Genomic DNA, 21,970 nt, shown 5'->3' on the forward strand with positions numbered 1-21,970 from the left:
TACCGCTCGACTTGCATGTGTTAGGCCTGCCGCCAGCGTTCAATCTGAGCCATGATCAAACTCTTCAATTAAAGTTTTGTTGTTCCTTTCGGAACGGCTCAATGATTTTTACTGATTTTCTGTTTCAACCCCTTCTTCGAGAAGAAAGAGCGAAACGTAAATTGACTGTGCCAATATAATTACTCTGCAGTAACTACATCGTTTGGTCACTCAGTTCATTGATAAATCTTTCGACGAATCATTTCACGAGTGCCCACACAGATTGCATGGTCAAATTGTTAAAGAACATACTGACTGGTTACCGGCTTAAGTTGCCGTGCTCCGTGTCAGTGAGGTCGCATTATAGAGAGTTCGATCGCATTGGCAAGGGGTGTTTATAAATAAACTTATCAAAACTGACAGTTCGAACATAAAACACACTAAACCGTCATAATTTATACTTAAAACTGCTTAAACTGGGCTGCAAAGAGAGAAACTTTATTCCAATCTGTGTATTCCACCTCTTTTGTTGTATCAGTTTCCCCTCCCGTCATCTTCATAATGAATTTAATCATAGTACGATCGAACCAGTTATAACGTGGATAACGTAGTGCACCTGCAAACACAGCCAATATTTTGGGTTGCCATAATGACTTCTTTAAAAACTTCTGCATATAGACACTAGTTTCAGGCGTATTTTTACCTTCTTTACGAGCGGTCAGGTTCACACAGAAGAAACCTACTTTGTGCCGCTCTAATTGTTGCTGATTTTGAGCAATAAACTGATACAGTTTTTTGTTTAAGTGACCATAACGAATAGAGGCACCAATCAGTACACGATCGTATTGAGAAAAATCAACAGCAGACAATGAATGAAGGTCCTGCAATTCGCACTCACAGCTATCACGTAATTCCTCTTTTATATAATGAAGAATTTTAATCGTTTGCCCTTCGGTACTTGAGTGAAGTAGTAAAGCCTTTTCCACAACCTCTCCTTAATTTCGCCAAAACGTCGGCGTAAACAAAACAAGTAAAGTAAACACTTCTAAACGGCCAAATAGCATTGAGATAATGAGTACCCACTTAGCTGATGAATTTATCTCACCAAAATGTACTGCCACTTCTCCCAAGCCTGGCCCCAGGTTATTTAAAGTCGCAGCAACAGCTGAGAATGCCGTAAGCTCGTCAAGCCCTGTCGCAATTAAAGCCAGCATACAAATAACAAATACGAGGGCATAAGCTGAGAAAAAGCCCCAAACCGCATCAACCACTCGCTGCGGCAAAGCTTTACTGCCAAGCTTGATGGTGTACACCGCGCGCGGGTGCACCAGACGTTTAAGTTCTCGAACCCCTTGCAATAACAGCAACAGCATACGAATCACTTTCATACCACCACCGGTTGAACCTGCACAGCCACCAACAAAAGATGAAAACAATAAAAGTACAGGTAAGAACAACGGCCAATCTGAGAATCCAGTTGTAGTAAAACCCGCGGTCGTGGATATCGAAACAGTCTGGAATAAAGCCTGATCAAACGCATCATAATAAGAATTGTATGATTGGTGCTGCAACAACATAGCAAAGCATATTAAGAACAGTATCAATTGAGCTGCCAAAAAGGCTCTGAACTCAGGATCTCGCCAGTAGGTACGAAGATGGATCCCACCATTTGCAAATGCTGCAAAGTGCAGTGAAAAGTTACAGCCGGATATCAGTAAGAACACCACAGTAATAAGATTAATCGTGGGGCTATCAAAGTAACCCATACTGGCATCGTGAGTTGAGAAGCCACCAATGGCAACTGTTGAAAAACTATGGGAGACAGCATCAAACATGGTCATACCTGCCATCCAAAATGCACCAGCACAGCTGACAGTCAAGGCTAAATAGATATACCAAAGGGCCTTCGCTGTTTCTGCGATCCGCGGTGTCATTTTGCTGTCTTTGACCGGCCCCGGAATTTCTGCCCGATATAACTGCATCCCACCGATCCCCAGTACCGGTAAAATAGCAACGGCTAATACAATGATCCCCATCCCGCCGAACCATTGCAGTAGCTGGCGATAAAACAGAACAGCCTTAGGTAAGTCATCCAGCCCGACGATCACCGTCGCCCCTGTCGTGGTTAAGGCTGAGAAAGATTCAAAGAAAGAATCGGTGAGAGACAAATCGGGGGTTTTAGCCAATATAAAAGGGACGGCACCGGCACTACCGATTACAGTCCAGAATAAAACAACGATTAAGAAGCCATCTCGCGCTTTCAGCTCATGACGATGACGCCGGTTGGGAAACCATAACAAAGCTCCACCAGCAAACAGCAGAAAGAACGTGACAACAAATGGAAAACCGGCACCATCCCTATAGATCAAGGCGACCAAAGCAGGTGCAAGCATGGTGACACTAAATAACGCGAGCAATAGCCCCACGATTCTGATAATAGATCGAAACTGCATGGCCTAGTCGGCTCTCATCCTTAAAAACGATTATAGAGTGCGATTAATTATCGGAACCCGTGGTTAGCATGATTCGGCCACCACTGCGATTAGTGAGTTTGGCCGAAAATTCTTTCACCAAACGGCTATCAAGTTCAATTGTCATATCGACCTGGTTGCCATAATCAGCACGAAGCTGAATCCCTGCATATTCTGCCAGCAACGACTCGACCAATGAAACCTGATTATACTCACAGCTCAGGCTGAGTTCCGAAGTTATTACCTTTTCTTTGGTTTGCAGCACAGTTAAGGCTTGCTGTACGCCACCACCATAGGCTTTGACGAGTCCACCCGTACCTAACTTTATCCCACCAGAATAACGGGTAACCACTGCAGTGATCTCACCGACGCCGGACCCCGTTAGCTGGGCAAGAATGGGCTTACCCGCCGTTCCAGAAGGTTCACCATCATCACTGAATCCCCATTTCATCGAATCCGTTGGCCGTCCGGCTACAAAGGCCCAGCAGTGATGGCGAGCACCGCCGTGCTTAGCTTTGATATCTCTAACAAAAGCTTTCGCAGCATCGACTGTTGGAGTGTGCGCCAAATAGGTGATGAAACGACTTTTCTTTATTTCTTCTTCAAAGCTTGCTTCAGCCGCTGGCACTAAATAAGGTTCACATTCCATCATTGGGTGACTACCAATAAAATCCAGATGAAAATAATCGCGCAGGATACCACAACACAAGCCGCAACAAATTCAATATGGTTGTAAAAAGATATATATAAAGGGAAATAATCAGCCAGATACAACAATTAGCAGGCTCGCTCACCAACCCGTTACATTCCAATCAGCATAATACATAAGGAGAGCCGCTGGCTTACCCATGGTTATGGCTAGCCGAATAGAATATGTGCAACAGGCTAATCGCTGAAATCAAACGGTCACCTATACGAAAGACCGTCCTTTGAGCTTAAATCGATATTAACCGGCCTGTCGACTTTATTCACACCCACCATCGTCATAAATAAATGCAGTCAACTAACGACTCGCATCAAGCACTCAGACTTCAGACTTCAGACTTCAGACTTCAGAGGATACAAGGAAATTAACAACAGCCCAACAACAGCCTTACTCTTTCATCAAACACCACAATAATAAAAATCACTTATTTTCAACGATATGCGCAAACTCACAAGTTCCGCCAAATTATCACCCACACAAAAAGTTAAACGATTGTTTTAAATAAGTGTTGAAATAGTTGCATAACGGGTTCAGACTTATCTCTAATCTGGTTACAGGTCAAACCAGTAAAATCAAATCTGGCACAGAACCGGAAATCACGGAGATAGAACATGATTTACCAAGGTGAAACCCTATCCGTTCGCTATCTGGAAGATGGTATTGCGGAACTTAACCTCAACGCTCCAGGCTCGATTAACAAATTCGATCTAAAAACCCTGGAATGCTTTAACGAAGCCTTAAATGCCCTTTATCAGCAAGCAGAGCTTAAAGGCCTGCTGCTTACCTCAGATAAAGAGGCATTTGTTGTTGGTGCTGATATCACAGAGTTTCTTGGCTTGTTTGCCAAACCTGCGGACGAGTTGTCCCAATGGCTGACCCGAGCCAATGACATCTTTAATAAATTAGAAGATCTACCCGTACCTACCCTTTCTGCCATTAACGGCCACGCACTTGGCGGCGGCTGTGAATGTGTTCTTGCCACGGATTTCCGCCTGGCTGATACCACTGCACGTATTGGCTTGCCAGAAACCCGACTCGGTATCATGCCAGGCTTCGGCGGTACGGTACGTCTGCCACGTCTTATCGGAGCTGATTCCGCGATGGAAATCATTACCGCCGGTAAAGATAAAAAAGCTCAAGATGCCCTGAAACTGGGTTTAGTTGATGCCGTTGTCGCACCACAAGTGCTGAAAGAAGCGGCCGTGACAATGATAAAAGATGCCATCGCCGGGAAACTGGACTGGCAAGGCCGTCGTGCGCAGAAAAAGGCCCCGCTAACACTCAACAAAATTGAATCAACAATGTGCTTTACCATAGCCAAAGGTATGGTGGCACAGGTTGCGGGCCCGCACTATCCGGCTCCGATGGCGGCCGTTGTTACCATTGAAGAAGCAGCCAGAATGCATCGTAACGAAGCATTGGCTGTTGAAAACAAGCACTTCGTAAAACTCGCAAAAACGGAGGTCGCCCAGGCTCTGGTTGGGATTTTCCTCAATGATCAGTACATCAAAGGCAAAGCGAAGAAAGCCGCCAAAGAAGGCCAGCCAACAACCAAGGGAGTCGTTCTTGGTGCAGGGATTATGGGAGGAGGCATCGCCTATCAATCTGCGCTTAAAGGCGTACCGGTACTGATGAAAGATATTGCCGTTTCTTCTCTGGATCTGGGCATGAACGAAGCAGCAAAATTGCTGAACAAACAACTGGAACGGGGCCGTATTGATGGTATTAAAATGGCCAAAGTACTGTCAGGTATCACTCCAAGCTTGCACTATGCAGACGCAGAAGATGCCGATATCGTTGTTGAAGCAGTCGTCGAAAACCCAAAAGTTAAAGCCGCTGTCTTAGCGGAAGTCGAAGATAAAGTAACAGGCAATACGGTGATCACCTCTAATACCTCAACAATTCCAATTAACTTACTGGCAAGGTCTCTCAAGCGTCCTGAAAACTTCTGTGGTATGCACTTCTTCAATCCCGTTCACCGGATGCCATTAGTTGAAATCATCCGAGGTGAACGCACGTCAGAAGAAACCATCTCACGTGTTGTCGCCTATGCGGCAAAGATGGGCAAATCCCCGATCGTAGTTAATGACTGCCCAGGGTTCTTCGTTAACCGCGTACTGTTCCCTTACTTTGCCGGCTTTAGTCTGCTACTGCGTGACGGTGCTGACTTCACGGCCGTCGACAAGATCATGGAGAAACAATTCGGCTGGCCAATGGGTCCTGCTTATCTGTTAGATGTAGTTGGTATTGATACCGCTCACCATGCCCAAGCGGTAATGGCAGAAGGTTTCCCGACCCGCATGAGCAAAGATTACAGAGATGCTGTTGATGTGATGTTTGAAGCACAGCGTTTTGGTCAGAAGAATGGTAAAGGTTTCTTCGCCTATTCTGTCGATCGCCGCGGTAAGCCGAAGAAGAGCATTGATCCTGACGTGGCTGAACTGCTCGCACCTGTTTCGGGCTCAGCAACAGCGTTCACCAGTGACGATATTATTGCCCGCATGATGATCCCGATGATTAACGAAGTCGTTCGTTGTCTGGAAGAAGGTATTATTGCAACCCCGGCCGAAGCCGATATGGCGCTGGTGTATGGCGTCGGTTTCCCTCCTTTCCGCGGCGGCGTATTCCGCTACATCGATACTCTTGGTCTGGCTGAATATGTCGCCATGGCTGATAAGTTTGCGCATCTCGGTGCCGTTTATGAAGTACCGGCAGGTCTGCGTGAAAAAGCAGCCAAAGGTGAAAGCTACTATTCGATGCAAAATACAGCACAAGCAAACGCTTAAGGATGAGGGATAAAAAATGAATAACGTAGTAATTGTTGATTGCATCCGTACCCCGATGGGACGCTCTAAAGCTGGTGCATTTCGAAATGTTCGTGCTGAAGATCTGTCTGCGCACCTGATGAAAGGGTTAATCAGCCGTAACCCTCAACTGGATCCAAATTCCATTGAAGATATTTACTGGGGTTGTGTACAGCAGACGCTAGAGCAAGGCTTTAACGTAGCACGTAATGCATCGCTTTTAGCCGGTATTCCACACACTGTTGGTGCAACCACGGTAAACCGCTTGTGTGGCTCTTCCATGCAGGCACTGCATGATGCAACCCGTGCCATCATGGTTGGCGATGCAGACACTTGCATCATTGGCGGTGTTGAGCACATGGGCCATGTACCAATGAGCCACGGTGTAGATTTCCACCCGGGCATGTCAAAGTCCGTCGCAAAAGCCGCTGGCATGATGGGATTAACAGCTGAAATGCTGGGCCGCATGCATGGGATAAGTCGTGAAATGCAAGATCAATTCGCAGCACGTTCTCACCGTCGCGCCCATGCGGCAACGATTGAGGGACGGTTTAAAAATGAAATCCTGCCACTTGAAGGTCACGACGAAAACGGTGTACTAAAACTGTATGACTACGATGAAGTCATTCGCCCGGAAACCACTGTAGAAGGCTTATCTGCTCTGCGCCCGGTATTTGATCCGGTTAACGGTACAGTAACAGCCGGCTCGTCATCTGCGTTGTCAGACGGTGCTTCAGCCATGCTGGTAATGAGTGAGAGCCGCGCTAAGGAGCTGGGGCTCACTATCCGTGCTCGCGTGAAATCAATGGCCATTGCAGGCTGTGATCCTTCGATCATGGGATATGGCCCGGTTCCTGCCACCCAGAAAGCACTGAAACGTGCCGGTCTGGGCATGGAAGATATTGGCATGGTGGAATTAAATGAAGCCTTTGCCGCTCAGTCTTTACCATGTGCGAAAGATCTTGGCTTGCTTGATAAAGTCGATGAGAAAGTGAACCTTAATGGCGGCGCGATTGCATTGGGTCACCCGCTCGGTTGCTCTGGTTCTCGTATATCAACCACGTTAATCAACCAGATGGAGCACCACGATGTTCAGTTTGGTCTTGCCACCATGTGCATTGGCTTAGGCCAGGGCATCGCCACTATCTTCGAACGCGTTGAATAGCCCGTAACAAAGACTTAGCCCGCATTTTGCGGGCTTTTTTTTGTGATCACCCCGTTTGTTCAAACCACACATGCGCTTCATGCATAGATGAAATGATAAAGTTTCATTTTATTCATGGTCTTATCACGACTACACTCTGCCCATATTCACGGCCCTTTCATTTATACCCGGAGCACATCTATGTTTAAGGCACTCGTTCTTGATCAGGAAGAGAAAAAAACCATTGCTGAGATCCGTCAAATTGACGAATCTCAGCTGCCTGAAGGTGAAGTATTAGTCAGTGTTGATTACTCTTCTCTTAACTACAAAGATGGTTTAGCCATCACAGGTAAAGGCCGTATTGTGCGCCAGTTCCCGATGGTGCCGGGTATCGACTTAACCGGTCATGTTGTGGAATCAAGTGATGACCGCTATCAGGCTGGCGATCAGGTTGTACTGACTGGCTGGGGCGTCGGCGAAGGCCACTGGGGCGGTATGGCAGAAAAAGCGCGTCTGAAAGCTGACTGGTTAGTTCCCTTACCTGCGAATTTAGATGGCAAACAAGCCATGATGATTGGTACAGCCGGTCTAACCGCCATGCTTTGTGTACAAGCATTGGTAGATGCGGGTGTTACACCTGATGCCGGTGAAGTACTGGTTACTGGTGCAAGTGGTGGTGTGGGCTCGGTTGCCGTCACTCTACTGGCCCAACTTGGCTATCAAGTTGCAGCCGTCACTGGCCGCAGTGAAGTCAATGGCTCGCTACTCAAAGAGTTGGGCGCTGTCCGTATTATCGAACGCAGTGAATTTGAAGAGCCGGCCCGCCCATTAGAAAAACAAGTATGGGCAGGTGCCGTTGATACTGTCGGGAGTAAAGTACTGGCAAAAGTCCTGGCGCAGATGGATTACAACGGCGCTGTTGCCGCTTGCGGTCTGGCGGGTGGTTTTGATTTACCCACCACGGTTATGCCTTTCATTCTTCGAAATGTAAGACTACAGGGTGTCGATTCGGTCTCGTGCCCATTAGAAAAGCGCCAGCAAGCATGGCAACGTTTAACAGAATTACTACCGGCCAGTTACTACCAGCAAGCTTGCCGAGAAGTGGAGTTAGAACAAGTTGCTGAATGTGCCGAAGCCATTACTAATGGTCAGATCACTGGCCGTGTCGTGATCAAGCTATAAAGAAGACAATGACTACCCAGGCCAGCTATTGCTGGCCTTTTTTGTACCCAATCAGTGCCGGTTTTCCCAGCACCCACAAATAGCGGCTTATGGTTCAGAACGTCTAAGCCAGTCCCATATCATGGATCCGCTTATCAATCAGGCGTCCACACTCTTCTTTAATCAGATTACGCAACCAAATCTGTGAAGCTGAATGTTCACAGCGCTGGTGCCAAATCAGCGAGTAGTCAAACGGCTTGAATTCAAACGGCAAAGACTTCACCACCAAATCATGCTTTTCCGCCACTAAATAGGCCAAATCCGCCGGCACCGTAATAATGAGCGGCATTTTATCCACAATAGCCAATGCCGCTTCCAAATGATAAGCCCGCAGTACCATCTTGCGTTGGCGATAGCCTCGCAAAGATTCATCAATCAGGGATTTAACCCCGTCACTGATCGCAATCATCGCATGGGGAAACGTTAAATAATCATCCAGGGTCAGGTGCTGATCTGCCATCGGATGATTTTTTGACAACAGGCAAAATACACTCACCAGACCCAGGCTATCACGGCATAAGGGATCAACAGGGCCGGTCGGACGGCAAATAGCCATATCACAACCATCGGTGGTTAACTGGCTAAGTAAATGATCATGCTGTAACGGTTCGAATTTCAAGGATATATTAGGTGCTTCCTCATAAATTCGAGGCAAAGCAAACGGTAAGATTGTTTGCATTGCGTAATCGGTAGTGGCAATAACAAAACGCTGATCGCACAATTCCGGACGGAAATCACTGGGGGTGAGAAGAATACGTAATGCTTCCAGCGGATCATTAAGTGACTCATTGAGCTCCAATGCCCTTTGGGTAGGAATAAGATGCTGCCCTTGACGGGTAAAAAGAGGATCGCCCAGTAAATCCCGTAACCGCCCCAATACCCGGCTCATCGCTGACTGGCTGAGACTGAGTCTGACCGCAGCCCGACTGACACTGCATTCTTCAAGCAGGACTTTTAACGCCACCAGAAGATTCAAATCACGGCGGTAGACTTCTTCCAGCTCCATATCAAACTTCACTCGCTTAGCAATAACCACTTCATTATTAGGCTCCCGATAATGATGAAGGTCCAGATAAAAAAATCCCGCTAAAAAGCGGGTAAGCCCAAGAAACTGGGGAGAGTGTAGTATTCGGTGGTCAAAAAAGTTAAGTTTCTTCCTCTTCGAGATCCGGTGAATTTGTTAATTCGAACCAGAGTCCCAGCGCGGCAGCAATCAACCCTCCAAGAGCAAAAATACTCAGATTATTTGGGCTGCGTAAAACAAGAGAACAAAAAGTTATAAAGCACAGCACGCAATAAATTGTCAGGCGATCAATTTGAGTCAACATAAGAACCTCCTAATCCTTCAGAAGATAACGTTAATACCCTGTTAAATAAGTTACACAGTTTACGTTGATTTGCCAACCCTTATTGATTAATTCTTATCCATAAGTATGATCGAAGGCTCTAAAACAGAATGTGTATGTTATGACAGCTATTTTTAAAAACCCGACTCATAACCTGGAAGCACAAGGATTGCGTTGTCCAGAGCCTGTAATGATGGTGCGCAAGACCGTAAGAAAAATGGCAGAAGGTGACACCCTGCTGGTACTGGCCGATGATCCCTCAACAACCAGGGATATCCCTAGTTTTTGTCGCTTTATGGATCACACCCTGATTGCGGCAGACACGGATAATATTCCTTATCGTTTTCTGATCCGTAAAGGAACTGGGAATTAAAAAAGGCAGCTCACAGAGCTGCCTTTTTGCTATTCAACGTTTTCGCCATGTAATACCACTCGATATCCCTTCTTTACTGGCAGCTATCACGAACATCTCTGCGCGCCTGCTCTAACTCGTGGCGTAACTCGCGAATTTCTTTTTTCATCGGAATAACGTAACGTAATCGCACCAAAGCATCGACCGATAAATAGGTCGTTATAATCGCTCCGACCACCATCGGCAACCACATATCGGTCAGCATCATACCCAATATGTTGAGTGCTAAGGCAATATTAAATAACCAGCATTGGCTTTGCGGTGAAATAGCGAGAAATCGGGTCATATCCCCTCCTACGATTGAATACCGTAACGCTCACCACCACCATATCATGGCGATATTTGGTGCACTACGGCAAACATCACAGTTCAGTTGCTCGTCATAATAACTTGATAGTTAACGATTGTTTCACGTGAAACACCTCGCTTTATTTAAATGTCAGAGCCAATGACAGGAAAGTGCGCTTACAAACCAAAGACCGCTGTAACCGCAAGACCAGCAAACAGTGTCGCCGTTACCTTACGGATCAAACCCAGTGGCATACGATCTGCAGACAACTTGCCAATCAAGACGACGGGAACATTCGCCAGCAACATTCCGATCGTCGTCCCCATAACAACAAGCAATAGCGCATCGCTATACTTAGCCCCTAACATCGTTGTGGCAACCTGGGTTTTATCACCTATCTCGGCAATAAAAAACGCAATAAAACTGGCCACAAAAGGGCCTCTATTCGATATGTTTTCATCATCATCGAGCTTATCCGGGATCAGTATCCAACCGGCCATTAAGACAAAACTGATCACAAGCACCCATTTTAAAGCTTCCGGAGTCAGGTAATCAGCCAGCACAACGCCCAACCAGGCAGCCAACGCATGGTTAGCTATCGTGGCGAGAAAAATGGCTAAAATAATGGGTACAGGTTTACGATAGCGACTGGCTAACAGCAGAGATAATAGTTGGGTTTTGTCACCAATCTCAGCTAAAGCAACAGTAGTAATTGATACGGCTAACACACTCACGACATGCTCTTTGGGGCGAGGATATTTATTAGAACCACAGGCAAACTCACACGCCCCACCCCGGTTCATGCAGATTTACCAATGGTCTCGCCAAACTCACCTGTAGGATGAATGTGAGTCATAATCGCCATGAAGATTTTGCTTCAAGTATGTTGACGATTATCTCGATAGATCGAGAGGCTACTCCCCAAAGGAGGAAGGATCATAACCAGTTAGGAAATAAGGGTCAAGCCAGAGATGAAAGCGATAATGAGGAGGCGTTGCCAGCCAATGTCATCGGCTGGCAACAAAAAGAGCAAATTAGCCTGCCGTTGGGCTTAATACAATTGCAACACGACGGTTTTCTGCACGTCCCTGCGTTGTCTTATTAGAGGCAATAGGATGTGCTTCCCCCATCCCCTTTGATACAACCCGGTTTGCAGTTACGCCATCTCGGATCAGGTAATTGCTCACTTCGCCTGCTCGTACTTGAGAAAGACGCAAATTGTAAGATTCAGAACCGGTGCTATCTGTAAAGCCATAAACATTGAGCATGGTCTTATCGTATTCTTTTGCCACCAACGCCACATTATGCAGCGCATTCATCGCACGGGAGCTTAAATCTGACTTATCGACCCCGAAGGTAATTTCATTTGGCATATTCAGTACAATATTGTCACCATCCCGGGTAACACTAATGCCCGTTGATTCTAACTGCTGACGCAGTTTCGTCTCCTGGACATCCATATAATAACCAATGCCACCACCTAATGCCGCACCGGAAGCCGCACCAATCAGTGCACCTTTTCCGCGATCACTCTTACTGGAAGATGCCACACCAATAGCCGCGCCCGCAAAAGCACCAATTAATGCGCCACTGGTTGATTTGGCTGTTTGATCTTCACGGGTATAAGGATTAACGGTTGTACAACCCGTTGCGGCAACAGATGTTGCCACTGCAAAAATAGCAGAGCGCACCCATTTATTAGATGCCACTGAAAAATTGATAGTCATTCTCTTGTCCCTGTTCTCGATTTACGATCGATGTGATTGTTACTAACATTAATACTGTACGGCATATAACTCCGTTCAGAAACCAGTATCATTCTAAAGAATGGAAGAATTAAACACATCAGAACTTTGTCAATTATTCATCTGCCAGATAGTAAAGCCCGTTAATACGCCAAAATATTTAAGCAAATCCGCTAAAGATGGATAAAAAACATGCACTGGCCCTACTCGGAAAATGCCATGCAATGTATACTCGATTGTTACACAAATTACTTTTAATCCACTAATTTCGCGAAGCTGACAATGCAGAAATATGATATTAAAACCTTTCAGGGCATGATCCTCGCGCTGCAGGATTACTGGGGCCAGCAGGGTTGTACCATTGTACAACCTTTGGACATGGAAGTAGGTGCGGGTACCTCTCACCCAATGACATGTCTTCGAGCTCTGGGTCCGGAACCTATTGCAGCAGCGTATGTTCAACCATCTCGCCGCCCAACTGACGGCCGTTACGGTGAAAACCCTAACCGTCTACAGCACTACTACCAGTTCCAGGTAATGTTAAAGCCATCTCCGGACAACATTCAGGAACTCTACCTAGGCTCACTTGAAGTTTTAGGTATTGATACTCAAGTGCACGACATCCGTTTTGTTGAAGACAACTGGGAAAACCCAACATTGGGTGCCTGGGGTCTTGGCTGGGAAGTTTGGCTTAACGGCATGGAAGTAACACAGTTTACTTACTTCCAGCAGGTTGGTGGGCTTGAGTGTAAACCTGTAACCGGTGAAATCACTTACGGTATTGAACGATTGGCGATGTACATCCAGAACGTTGATTCAGTCTACGATCTGGTATGGAATGATGGCCCATTAGGTAAAGTGACCTATGGCGATATCTTTCACCAAAATGAAGTCGAGCAATCAACATATAACTTTGAACACGCAGACGTAGACTTCCTGTTCTCTTTCTTCGACCAGTGCGAAAAAGAGTGTAAGGAACTATTGGAACTTGAAAACCCACTTTCACTTCCAGCCTACGAGCGTATTCTAAAAGCAGGTCACGCGTTCAACCTTCTTGATGCACGTAAAGCGATCTCGGTTACCGAGCGTCAGCGTTACATCCTGCGTATTCGCAACCTGACTAAACAAGTTGCTGAAGCTTACTACGCATCTCGCGAAGCCCTTGGCTTCCCTATGTGCAAAAAAGATAAGTAAGGACGTCGCATGACTGAAAAGAATTTCCTTATCGAATTAGGTACCGAAGAGCTACCTCCAAAAGCCCTACGTACTCTTGCCGAAGCATTTGCGGCAAACTTTGAAGCAGAGCTAAAAGCGGCCGACCTGGCTCACCAGGGCATTAAATGGTTTGCGGCTCCTCGTCGTCTGGCACTAAAAGTCACAGCGCTGGCGGCTGGCCAAGCAGATAAAATCGTTGAAAAACGAGGCCCGGCTATCGCGTCGGCATTTGATGCTGATGGGAACCCGACCAAAGCGGCTCAGGGCTGGGCACGCGGTAACGGTATTAGCGTCGATCAGGCTGAACGTCTGAAAACAGACAAAGGCGAATGGCTTCTGTATAAGCAGGAAGTCAAAGGTAAGTCGGCACAAGCACTACTTCGTGATCTTGCCGCGGCAGCGCTAGCTAAGCTACCAATTCCTAAGCCAATGCGCTGGGGTGACTACGACACTCAATTTATCCGCCCGGTTAAAACCCTAACAATGTTGTTAGGTGACGAACTGATCGCCGGTAATATTCTAGGTGCCGATTCTGCTCGTACTATCCGTGGTCACCGTTTCATGGGTGAAGCAGAGTTCACGATTGATAATGCTGATCAGTACCCGTCAATTCTTGAAGAACGCGGTAAGGTCATGGCAGATTACGATACACGTAAAGCTATTATCCTTGCTGGTGCTAAGAAAGCAGCTTATGACGTTGGTGGGATTGCCGATCTTGAAGATGAGCTAGTTGAAGAAGTGACATCCCTGGTTGAATGGCCAGTGGTACTCACTGCTTCATTCGAAGAAGACTTCCTGAACGTCCCTTCAGAAGCACTGGTTTACACCATGAAAGGTGACCAAAAGTACTTCCCCGTTTACGATGCACAGGGCAACCTGATACCTAAGTTTATCTTCGTAACTAACATTGTGTCGAAAGACCCTCGTCAGATCATTGAAGGTAACGAAAAGGTGGTTCGCCCTCGCCTTGCGGACGCAGAGTTCTTCTTCAAGACCGACCGTAAGCGCCCGCTTGTTGAGCGCCTACCAGAACTTGAAACTGTGTTGTTCCAAAAGCAACTAGGTACACTGCGTGATAAAACCGACCGTATTACTGCGATGTCTGGCTTTATTGCTAACCTGATCGGTGCCGACGTTGAACATTCAGAGCGCGCAGGTCTGCTGTCTAAATGCGACCTGATGACATCAATGGTATTCGAGTTTACCGATACCCAAGGTGTAATGGGCATGCACTATGCACGCCTAGACGGTGAGCACGAAGATGTTGCAGTTGCGCTGAACGAGCAATACATGCCTCGTTTCGCCGGTGATGAACTACCAAAATCTGACGTTGCAGCCGCAGTTGCCCTAGCAGACAAGATGGATACGCTTGTGGGTATCTTCGGTATTGGTCAGCACCCGAAAGGTGCCAACGACCCATTTGCCCTTCGCCGTGCAGCACTAGGTGCACTTCGCATCATGGTAGAGAAAGGCTACAAGCTTGATTTAGTTGACCTGATCACCAAAGCAAAAGAGCTATTTGGTAACAAGCTAACTAATCACAACGTTGAAGCTGATGTTATCGACTTCATGCTGGGCCGCTTCCGTGCCTGGTATCAAGACGAAGGCCATAGCGTTGATGCTATTCAGGCAGTACTGGCTCGTCGCCCGACTCAACCTGCTGACTTCGACAAGCGAGTTAAAGCAGTTACCCACTTCCGTTCTTTGGAAGCGGCAGAATCATTAGCGGCAGCAAACAAGCGTGTCGGTAACATTCTGGCGAAATTCGACGGTGAACTACCAACAGCTATCGAAAGCGCACTACTGGTTGAAGACGCAGAAAAAGCCCTGGCTGAGAAAGTCCAAGTGATGCTAGCGGCACTAACGCCAGTATTTGCAGAAGGTAACTACCAGCAGGCACTGTCTGAGCTGGCAACCCTACGCGAATCCGTGGATGCCTTCTTCGACAATGTCATGGTAATGGCAGATGACGAGAAACTGAAAGTTAACCGTCTGACAATGCTAAACCTGCTTCGTAATGAGTTCCTGAAAGTCGCTGATATTTCACTCCTGCAGAAATAATCACTGATAACAGACTCAAACCCCATACTCAGGTGTGGGGTTTTTTTACGTTCCATTCACTAATGCATACGTCACTCACCGCTGAACATAACCGCATGGTTCCACGTGAAACACCAATTCATTCATACCTCGCTGTAGAGTTTCACCATCGGCTACACTCAAAATATAACAGTACAACTTCGACTTTATTACTGTTTCACGTGAAACAATGAGCAAACAAACTCGGTGAGTTCTTCTCCTTTCCCTCTGCAGTACAATCATGTATGTTGACAACTGAAGGCAATATATACAGACATTTAACAAGTTAATGATAAGAACAAGATACTGAGGTCGGAAGTGCACATGGAGTTTTCTACATTCGGAGACAAGTTCGCTCGTTATTCAGGTATTACCCAGCTAATGGATGATCTCAATGACGGTTTAAGAAATCCTGACGCGATCATGCTTGGTGGCGGCAACCCTGCCCAGATACCAGCCATGGTGGACTACTTTAATGGTGTTGCCAAAGAAATGGTCGACTCCGGTGAGCTCGCGGCGGCAATGACAAATTACGATGGACCACAAGGTAAGAACACCTTCCTTAATGCCCTCGCCGATTTGCTCCGAGAAACGTATGATTGGGATATCACCGCGAAAAACATCGCACTGACTAATGGCAGCCAGAGTGCTTTTTTTAATTTGTTCAACCTGCTTGCCGGTGATTTCCCAGACGGCAGCCGGAAGAAGGTTTTATTGCCTCTGGCTCCAGAGTATATTGGCTATGGCGACTCTGGCCTGAGTGATGACATGTTTATCTCTTACCGCCCGGAGATTTCCTTACTCGACAATGGTCTGTTCAAATACCACATCAATTTTAACGAACTCATCGTTGATAACAGCATCGGTGCAATTTGTGCTTCTCGGCCAACCAACCCGACCGGTAATGTACTCACCGACGAAGAGATCCATCATTTGGATGAACTGGCCCGGCAGCACAATATTCCCCTGATCATTGATAATGCCTATGGCATGCCGTTCCCAGATATTATCTTTGCCGATGTCACCCCTTTCTGGAATGACAACACTATTCTTTGCATGAGTTTATCTAAGCTCGGTTTACCGGGTGTTCGCTGCGGCATCGTCATTGCGAGTGAAGAGATCACCACAGCGATTACAAACATGAACGGTGTGCTCAGCCTAGCGCCTGGCGGCGTTGGTCCTGCAATCGTCAATAAGATGATTGAAAAGCAGGATTTATTGGTACTCAGCGAACAGGTCATTAAACCTTTCTATCAACGTAAATCACAGCATGCTGTCGAGTTATTACAAACCGCCATTACCGATGAACGCTTTCGTATTCATAAGCCAGAAGGTGCAATGTTCTTGTGGTTATGGTTTAAGGAATTGCCCATTACGACGATGGAGCTCTATCGCCGGCTTAAAGCCCGCGGGGTTTTAATTGTTCCTGGTGAGTATTTCTTTATTGGTTTAGACGCTGATTGGCAACATGGCCATGAATGCCTGCGTATGAACTATGTCCAGAATGATGATGACATGAAAAAAGGCATTGCGATCATTGCTGAAGAAGTCGCGAAAGCCTACGCTGATGCTTAATTTTTAGTGACGGGCGGTATGACAACACCGCCTTTCCACGACACTTCCCACTCGCCGATTTCGTTTTTGGTTACATGACTTAATCGATAAAACAGCTTATAAGAGGACTACTTACAACATCACTGTTCATCATCCACAACAAAATTCATCGTTACAGAACTGTTTGGTTCTATCTTTATACTGAGATTCACATCCATTGCCGCAATACTTGATAATCGATAAATTGAATGTTCGAAATCAGCCAAATCGGTAACTATCATGTCTACATCCAGCAAAGCTTTATGATTTGCCGTGTACGTGCTTAGCAGAGATGATATTGCTCAGGCACTCTTCATTCACATACCACAAAGCAGATCCTTCCAACGAGCTTATCGGCATGTTTAAAATATTTCACGTCGAAAGTATGTCTGTATTAAACGAAATTTCACAGGTGAGATCTGTCAAAGTGGATGCAGATTATTGGATAGGGATCAGGGGTGCGGCGTTTTTCAAGATATTAGTGTTCCACGTGAAACAGCTGATAGTCATTTTCACTTATTACGCTCTCCTAGAACCTTTCGGTAAAATAACTAAAGGTCATTTATGAGCTAAGTGAAAATCAAAAAGGCCAGCATATGCTGACCTTCCACTACTCTAAAACGAAATGATTCACACTGAAGTGCTACTCGCCTTCAATCAGGTTTCTGCCGTTAATAGCAATTTTTCTTGGCTTCTGCTCTTCAGGGAGTTCACGTTCAAGATCAATATGAAGTAAACCATTCACCATCTGAGCATTGATTACTTTTACGTAATCCGCTAGTTGGAATTTACGCTCAAAGTCGCGTTCAGCAATACCTTGGTAGAGATAATGGCGCTCTTCTTTGCTCTCAGTTTCTCGAACACCACGCACAATGAGTTTATTTTGCTGCTGGGTAATGTCCAACTGTTCATCAGCAAAGCCGGCAACGGCCATAGTGATGCGGTAGTGATTCTCATCTTGTTGCTCAATGTTATATGGAGGGTAACCGGTATTCGCGTTACTGACATTTTGTTCCATTTGATTGAACAGACGATCAAAGCCAATTGCAGAGCGGTAAAGAGGAGTGAAATCTAGGTTGCGCATAATAACTATCCTTCTAATGAAGCAATAAAAAACAATACGTTTATGTGGTGAAGTGGTTTTCCGCTATTGGACAAACCTGTCGCATGACCCTGAATCAGGCGTCTTGCTCTTCATAACTAGATATAGGGATGGTCTTCGAGTTTTCCAAGAGAAATAAAAAAATAATTGTTATGCCCTACTAGTTTCTAGTTTCTAGTTTCTAGTTTCTAGTTTCTAGTTTCTAGTTTCTAGTTTCTAGTTTCTAGTTTCTAGTTTCTAGTTTCTAGTTTCTAGTTTCTAGTTTCTAGTTTCTTAGAATTATACCCATAAAAAAACGCCACTAAAAAGCGGCGTTTTTATCAGTAATCAACTAAAAGTAATGTTCTATACGTCGAGATTCGCCACTTTCAGTGCATTCTCTTCAATGAAGTTACGACGAGGTTCAACCTGATCGCCCATCAAAGTCGTGAACAGTTCATCAGCAGCCACTGCATCATTGATAGTAACTTGTAGCATGCGGCGAGATTCAGGATCCATGGTTGTTTCCCAAAGCTGCTCAGGGTTCATCTCACCCAGACCTTTATAGCGTTGCAGTGACAGACCACGACGAGACTCTTTAATCAACCAATCCAAGCCTTCTTTGAAGCTAGCTACCGGCTGCTTACGCTCACCACGTTGAACATAAGCACTCTCTTCCAGCAGACCATGCAGCGCTTCAGAAAGATCAGCAAGCTTGCGGTATTCTTTCGAGTTTAATAAGTCATAGCTCAGCGCATATTCATATTCCACCCCGTGGGTGCGAACAATCACTTTCGGCAAGTAGACATTATTCTCTTCATCGCGAATAACGTCGAAGCTGTACTGGCTTTCACCCGATTGCTTGTCATTCAATGCCGCAACTAACGGTGTCGCCCATGCTTCAACCGTCGCTTCATCAGCCAGCATATCAACAGCAAGACGCGGCTGATAGACAAACTCGTTTAGCATCAACAATGGATAGCGGCGGCTCATTCGCTCTACCAGCTTCATTCCCGCATTGTATTGCTTCACTAACTCTTCCAACGCAAGGCCAGCAATAGCAGGCGCGCCTTCAGTGGCAAACAGAGAAGCATTATCCAGCGCCAGAGATACCTGATACTGGTTCATATCATCATCATCTTTGATGTACTGCTCTTGCTTGCCTTTCTTCACTTTGTAAAGCGGTGGCTGAGCAATATAGATATGACCACGTTCGATCAATTCTGGCATCTGACGATAGAAGAAGGTCAACAGTAGCGTACGGATGTGCGAACCATCGACATCGGCATCGGTCATGATAATGATGTTGTGGTAACGCAGCTTATCCGGGTTGTACTCGTCACGACCGATACCACAGCCCATCGCTGTAATAAGCGTTGCTACTTCTTGAGAAGATAGCATCTTGTCGAAACGTGCTTTTTCTACGTTTAGGATCTTACCTTTCAGCGGTAAGATTGCCTGATTCTTACGATTACGCCCCTGCTTGGCTGAACCGCCAGCAGAGTCCCCTTCCACTATGTATAGTTCAGAAAGAGCGGGATCTTTTTCCTGACAGTCAGCCAGTTTACCTGGCAGGCCAGCTAGATCGAGCGCACCTTTACGACGGGTCATTTCACGCGCTTTACGTGCCGCTTCACGCGCACGAGATGCATCAATAATTTTTGAACACACGATTTTGGCATCTGACGGGTTTTCCAGTAAGAATTCACTTAACTTCTCACCCGTTGCAGATTCAACCGCGGGTTTCACTTCGCTTGATACCAGCTTATCTTTGGTCTGGCTTGAGAATTTTGGATCCGGTACTTTAACCGAAACAACTGCAGTCAGACCTTCACGCGCATCATCACCAGAGGTCGCGGTTTTCGCCTTCTTCGAATAACCTTCTTTGTCCATAAAGGTATTCAAAGTACGAGTTAGCGCGCCTCGGAAACCGGCTAAGTGGCTACCACCGTCACGCTGTGGGATATTGTTGGTAAAACAGTAAATGTTTTCCTGGAAACCATCGTTCCACTGCATTGCGACTTCAACCTCAATGCCATCTTCACGCTCAAAATCGAAGTGGAAAACTTTTGAATGGATGGGCGTTTTGTTGCGGTTCAGGTGCTCAACGAACGCTCTGATACCACCTTCATACCTGAAATGGTCTTGCTTGCCTTCTTCACGCTCATCAATCAGTTTGATGGAAACGCCTGAATTCAGGAACGACAATTCACGCAGACGCTTAGCCAAAATTTCATAATGAAAAACGACATTGGTAAACGTGTCTTCACTTGGCCAAAAACGAAGACGTGTACCGGTCTTCTCCGTTTCACCAATCACAGCAAGCGGCGCATCAGGCACACCATGACGATAAATTTGATGATGAACAGAGCCGTGACGATAAATCGTCAGCTCGACTTTTTCAGACAGGGCATTAACAACCGAAACACCGACCCCGTGAAGACCACCCGATACTTTATATGAGTTATCATCAAACTTACCTCCGGCGTGCAGTACCGTCATGATAACTTCAGCGGCAGACACACCTTCTTCTTCGTGAATGTCGGTAGGAATACCCCGGCCATCATCGCTCACAGAAACAGAATTATCTTCATGAATCGTGATGACGATGTCTTCACAGTGACCAGCAAGAGCTTCATCGATAGAGTTGTCGACGACCTCAAACACCATATGGTGCAAGCCAGTACCGTCATCTGTATCGCCAATATACATCCCTGGGCGTTTACGTACAGCATCAAGGCCTTTAAGCACCTTGATGCTTGATGAATCGTAATTGTTGGACATTGAGTTACTCTCGCTTAAATTATCCTGCGGTTATTTTACCGTGTTCCACATGAAACATCTTGCCATTTTCATCATGCATTTCCGCGATTTGCTCATCGCTGATCGCACTAATGAAAACCTGGGCGTTGGTTTCTTTTAACCGTTGCGCTAACAGCGCACGCCGATGGCTATCCAGCTCGGAGGCAAAATCATCAATAAGGTAAATACACTGCTTGCCGGTCGCTTCTGTTAAATGGAGCCCCTGCGCTAAACGTAGCGCACACACCATTAATTTCAGCTGCCCTCGGGACAACACATCTTCAACAGGCGTACCGGCAACCTTCATTCGCAAATCAGCTTTATGAGGGCCGCTTGCGGTATAGCCGAGCTGACAATCACGTTCAAAATTACGCTTTAACAGCTCAGCATAGGGTGTTTCTTTTTCCCAGCCACGATAATAAGCCAGCTGGAGATCATATTCAGGCAAAAAGCCCTGACAGATTTCAGCCGCTTTCTGTTTTACCGCTTCTAAATAGCGGTCACGCCATACGCTGATCTCTTCGGCCAGCGTCGCCAGCTCCTGATCCCAGTAACTGAGTTCACGATAACTACGGGCCGTTTTTAACAACGCATTGCGCTGCTTGGTCAGGCGTTTTATCCGGCTCCAGGCATTATAAAACTGAGGTTCGACATGAAAAACACCCCAATCAATAAATGCACGGCGATATTTCGGCCCGCCGATCAACAATTCAAACCCTTCAGGGGTGATCAACTGCAGCGGTAGAACTTGTGCCAGCTGTGCCAGTTTCTGGCCACTTTCACCGGCAACTTTAACTTCCGTGGTACCGTCTCGCTTTTTATTAATGCCAAGAGGAAGTTCTAAATTATTGTCGGTCTGAACCCGGCCATGGATAAACAATTCATGTTGTTCATGACGGATCACGCGACTGGTAAGGTGGCTGCGAAACGAACGCCCGTGGCCCAGATAATGAATGGCTTCCAATACACTGGTTTTTCCGCTGCCATTCGCTCCAACCAAAAAATTAAAGCTTGCCGACAAGGTTAAGTCACAAGCTTCAATATTTCGAAAATCTTTGATGATTAAACGGGTAAGTGCCATGC

General features: G+C 46.3%; 18 protein-coding genes, 1 rRNA gene and 1 riboswitch. Of the genes, 7 read left to right on the plus strand and 12 right to left on the minus strand.

The genetic code is table 11. The features are described from left to right. From L4D76_RS17400 to L4D76_RS17415, 4 genes are all read right to left on the minus strand, one after another. Window positions 1-71 (minus strand): 16S ribosomal RNA (locus L4D76_RS17400); the annotation flags it as partial. A gap of 369 nt (window positions 72-440) precedes the next feature. Continuing rightward, window positions 441-965 (minus strand): menaquinone-dependent protoporphyrinogen IX dehydrogenase, encoded by a 525-nt coding sequence (hemG, locus tag L4D76_RS17405; RefSeq protein ID WP_428442160.1) that lies wholly within the window; start codon window positions 963-965, stop codon window positions 441-443. A gap of 9 nt (window positions 966-974) precedes the next feature. Next, entirely contained in the window at window positions 975-2,432 is a 1,458-nt protein-coding gene (locus L4D76_RS17410) for a TrkH family potassium uptake protein (RefSeq protein WP_428442161.1), read from the minus strand. Window positions 2,433-2,475: 43 nt separating this feature from the next. Beyond that, a complete protein-coding gene (locus L4D76_RS17415) occupies window positions 2,476-3,102 on the minus strand; it encodes a YigZ family protein (RefSeq protein WP_428442162.1) in 627 nt (208 codons plus the stop codon). Between the two features lie 665 nt (window positions 3,103-3,767). On the opposite strand from L4D76_RS17415, the gene fadB reads away from it, so the two are divergent. The 3 genes from fadB to acuI all read left to right on the plus strand — a co-directional run bounded on the left by fadB (window position 3,768) and on the right by acuI (window position 8,286). Continuing rightward, the gene (gene fadB / locus L4D76_RS17420; protein WP_428442163.1) at window positions 3,768-5,942 is read left to right on the plus strand and encodes a fatty acid oxidation complex subunit alpha FadB; all 2,175 of its coding nucleotides are present in this window, start codon (window positions 3,768-3,770) and stop codon (window positions 5,940-5,942) included. Window positions 5,943-5,958: 16 nt separating this feature from the next. Continuing rightward, window positions 5,959-7,125 (plus strand): acetyl-CoA C-acyltransferase FadA, encoded by a 1,167-nt coding sequence (gene fadA / locus L4D76_RS17425; protein ID WP_428442164.1) that lies wholly within the window; start codon window positions 5,959-5,961, stop codon window positions 7,123-7,125. A gap of 180 nt (window positions 7,126-7,305) precedes the next feature. After that, entirely contained in the window at window positions 7,306-8,286 is a 981-nt protein-coding gene (gene acuI, locus L4D76_RS17430) for an acrylyl-CoA reductase (NADPH) (protein ID WP_428442165.1), read from the plus strand. Window positions 8,287-8,389: 103 nt separating this feature from the next. On the opposite strand, the gene L4D76_RS17435 is transcribed toward acuI, so the two are convergent. Both L4D76_RS17435 and L4D76_RS17440 read right to left on the minus strand, forming a co-directional pair. Next, window positions 8,390-9,331 (minus strand): LysR family transcriptional regulator, encoded by a 942-nt coding sequence (locus L4D76_RS17435; protein WP_428442224.1) that lies wholly within the window; start codon window positions 9,329-9,331, stop codon window positions 8,390-8,392. Window positions 9,332-9,470: 139 nt separating this feature from the next. Further along, window positions 9,471-9,653, minus strand: a complete 183-nt coding sequence (locus tag L4D76_RS17440) for a hypothetical protein (protein ID WP_107285056.1) — start codon at window positions 9,651-9,653, stop codon at window positions 9,471-9,473. 139 nt (window positions 9,654-9,792) lie between these two features. On the opposite strand from L4D76_RS17440, the gene tusA reads away from it, so the two are divergent. Beyond that, on the plus strand, window positions 9,793-10,044 hold the full coding sequence (gene tusA / locus L4D76_RS17445) for a sulfurtransferase TusA (protein WP_318927163.1): 252 nt from the start codon (window positions 9,793-9,795) through the stop codon (window positions 10,042-10,044). A gap of 73 nt (window positions 10,045-10,117) precedes the next feature. On the opposite strand, the gene L4D76_RS17450 is transcribed toward tusA, so the two are convergent. The 3 genes from L4D76_RS17450 to L4D76_RS17460 all read right to left on the minus strand — a co-directional run bounded on the left by L4D76_RS17450 (window position 10,118) and on the right by L4D76_RS17460 (window position 12,099). After that, on the minus strand, window positions 10,118-10,369 hold the full coding sequence (locus L4D76_RS17450; protein WP_428442166.1) for a hypothetical protein: 252 nt from the start codon (window positions 10,367-10,369) through the stop codon (window positions 10,118-10,120). Window positions 10,370-10,548: 179 nt separating this feature from the next. Further along, window positions 10,549-11,106 (minus strand): TMEM165/GDT1 family protein, encoded by a 558-nt coding sequence (locus tag L4D76_RS17455; RefSeq protein ID WP_428442225.1) that lies wholly within the window; start codon window positions 11,104-11,106, stop codon window positions 10,549-10,551. A gap of 92 nt (window positions 11,107-11,198) precedes the next feature. Beyond that, a riboswitch (yybP-ykoY riboswitch) is annotated at window positions 11,199-11,307 on the minus strand. Window positions 11,308-11,406: 99 nt separating this feature from the next. Then, the gene (locus L4D76_RS17460) at window positions 11,407-12,099 is read right to left on the minus strand and encodes a YiaD family glycine zipper/OmpA-like lipoprotein (RefSeq protein ID WP_428442167.1); all 693 of its coding nucleotides are present in this window, start codon (window positions 12,097-12,099) and stop codon (window positions 11,407-11,409) included. 300 nt (window positions 12,100-12,399) lie between these two features. Here L4D76_RS17460 and glyQ point away from each other — a divergent pair, with 300 nt between their 5' ends. From glyQ to L4D76_RS17475, 3 genes are all read left to right on the plus strand, one after another. Continuing rightward, window positions 12,400-13,311: a glycine--tRNA ligase subunit alpha gene (gene glyQ / locus L4D76_RS17465; RefSeq protein ID WP_428442168.1), complete on the plus strand. Its 912-nt coding sequence runs from the start codon at window positions 12,400-12,402 to the stop codon at window positions 13,309-13,311. Between the two features lie 9 nt (window positions 13,312-13,320). Then, window positions 13,321-15,393 (plus strand): glycine--tRNA ligase subunit beta, encoded by a 2,073-nt coding sequence (gene glyS / locus L4D76_RS17470; protein WP_428442169.1) that lies wholly within the window; start codon window positions 13,321-13,323, stop codon window positions 15,391-15,393. Window positions 15,394-15,735: 342 nt separating this feature from the next. Further along, window positions 15,736-16,986 (plus strand): valine--pyruvate transaminase, encoded by a 1,251-nt coding sequence (locus L4D76_RS17475; RefSeq protein ID WP_428442170.1) that lies wholly within the window; start codon window positions 15,736-15,738, stop codon window positions 16,984-16,986. Between the two features lie 661 nt (window positions 16,987-17,647). Here the strand turns inward: L4D76_RS17475 and ibpA are convergent. The 3 genes from ibpA to recF form a co-directional block, all read right to left on the minus strand. Next, window positions 17,648-18,088 carry a small heat shock chaperone IbpA gene (gene ibpA / locus L4D76_RS17480; RefSeq protein WP_428442171.1) on the minus strand — a complete coding sequence of 147 codons (441 nt, stop codon included), beginning with the start codon at window positions 18,086-18,088 and terminating at the stop codon, window positions 17,648-17,650. 363 nt (window positions 18,089-18,451) lie between these two features. After that, entirely contained in the window at window positions 18,452-20,869 is a 2,418-nt protein-coding gene (gene gyrB / locus L4D76_RS17485) for a DNA topoisomerase (ATP-hydrolyzing) subunit B (protein WP_428442172.1), read from the minus strand. Window positions 20,870-20,888: 19 nt separating this feature from the next. Then, entirely contained in the window at window positions 20,889-21,968 is a 1,080-nt protein-coding gene (gene recF / locus L4D76_RS17490) for a DNA replication/repair protein RecF (RefSeq protein WP_428442173.1), read from the minus strand. Between the last annotated feature and the right edge of the window lie 2 nt (window positions 21,969-21,970).

Source organism: Photobacterium sagamiensis (genome assembly GCF_050337085.1).
GTDB lineage: Bacteria > Pseudomonadota > Gammaproteobacteria > Enterobacterales > Vibrionaceae > Photobacterium > Photobacterium sagamiensis.

Coding starts and splice junctions, on each gene's coding strand:
- L4D76_RS17410 (WP_428442161.1), bottom strand. CDS start 2,432: ATGCAGTTTCGATCTATTATCAGAATCGTGGGGCTATTGCTCGCGTTA.
- L4D76_RS17415 (WP_428442162.1), bottom strand. CDS start 3,102: ATGATGGAATGTGAACCTTATTTAGTGCCAGCGGCTGAAGCAAGCTTT.
- fadB (WP_428442163.1), top strand. CDS start 3,768: ATGATTTACCAAGGTGAAACCCTATCCGTTCGCTATCTGGAAGATGGT.
- fadA (WP_428442164.1), top strand. CDS start 5,959: ATGAATAACGTAGTAATTGTTGATTGCATCCGTACCCCGATGGGACGC.
- acuI (WP_428442165.1), top strand. CDS start 7,306: ATGTTTAAGGCACTCGTTCTTGATCAGGAAGAGAAAAAAACCATTGCT.
- L4D76_RS17435 (WP_428442224.1), bottom strand. CDS start 9,331: ATGGAGCTGGAAGAAGTCTACCGCCGTGATTTGAATCTTCTGGTGGCG.
- L4D76_RS17440 (WP_107285056.1), bottom strand. CDS start 9,653: ATGTTGACTCAAATTGATCGCCTGACAATTTATTGCGTGCTGTGCTTT.
- tusA (WP_318927163.1), top strand. CDS start 9,793: ATGACAGCTATTTTTAAAAACCCGACTCATAACCTGGAAGCACAAGGA.
- L4D76_RS17450 (WP_428442166.1), bottom strand. CDS start 10,369: ATGACCCGATTTCTCGCTATTTCACCGCAAAGCCAATGCTGGTTATTT.
- L4D76_RS17460 (WP_428442167.1), bottom strand. CDS start 12,099: ATGACTATCAATTTTTCAGTGGCATCTAATAAATGGGTGCGCTCTGCT.
- glyQ (WP_428442168.1), top strand. CDS start 12,400: ATGCAGAAATATGATATTAAAACCTTTCAGGGCATGATCCTCGCGCTG.
- glyS (WP_428442169.1), top strand. CDS start 13,321: ATGACTGAAAAGAATTTCCTTATCGAATTAGGTACCGAAGAGCTACCT.
- L4D76_RS17475 (WP_428442170.1), top strand. CDS start 15,736: ATGGAGTTTTCTACATTCGGAGACAAGTTCGCTCGTTATTCAGGTATT.
- ibpA (WP_428442171.1), bottom strand. CDS start 18,088: ATGCGCAACCTAGATTTCACTCCTCTTTACCGCTCTGCAATTGGCTTT.
- gyrB (WP_428442172.1), bottom strand. CDS start 20,869: ATGTCCAACAATTACGATTCATCAAGCATCAAGGTGCTTAAAGGCCTT.
- recF (WP_428442173.1), bottom strand. CDS start 21,968: ATGGCACTTACCCGTTTAATCATCAAAGATTTTCGAAATATTGAAGCT.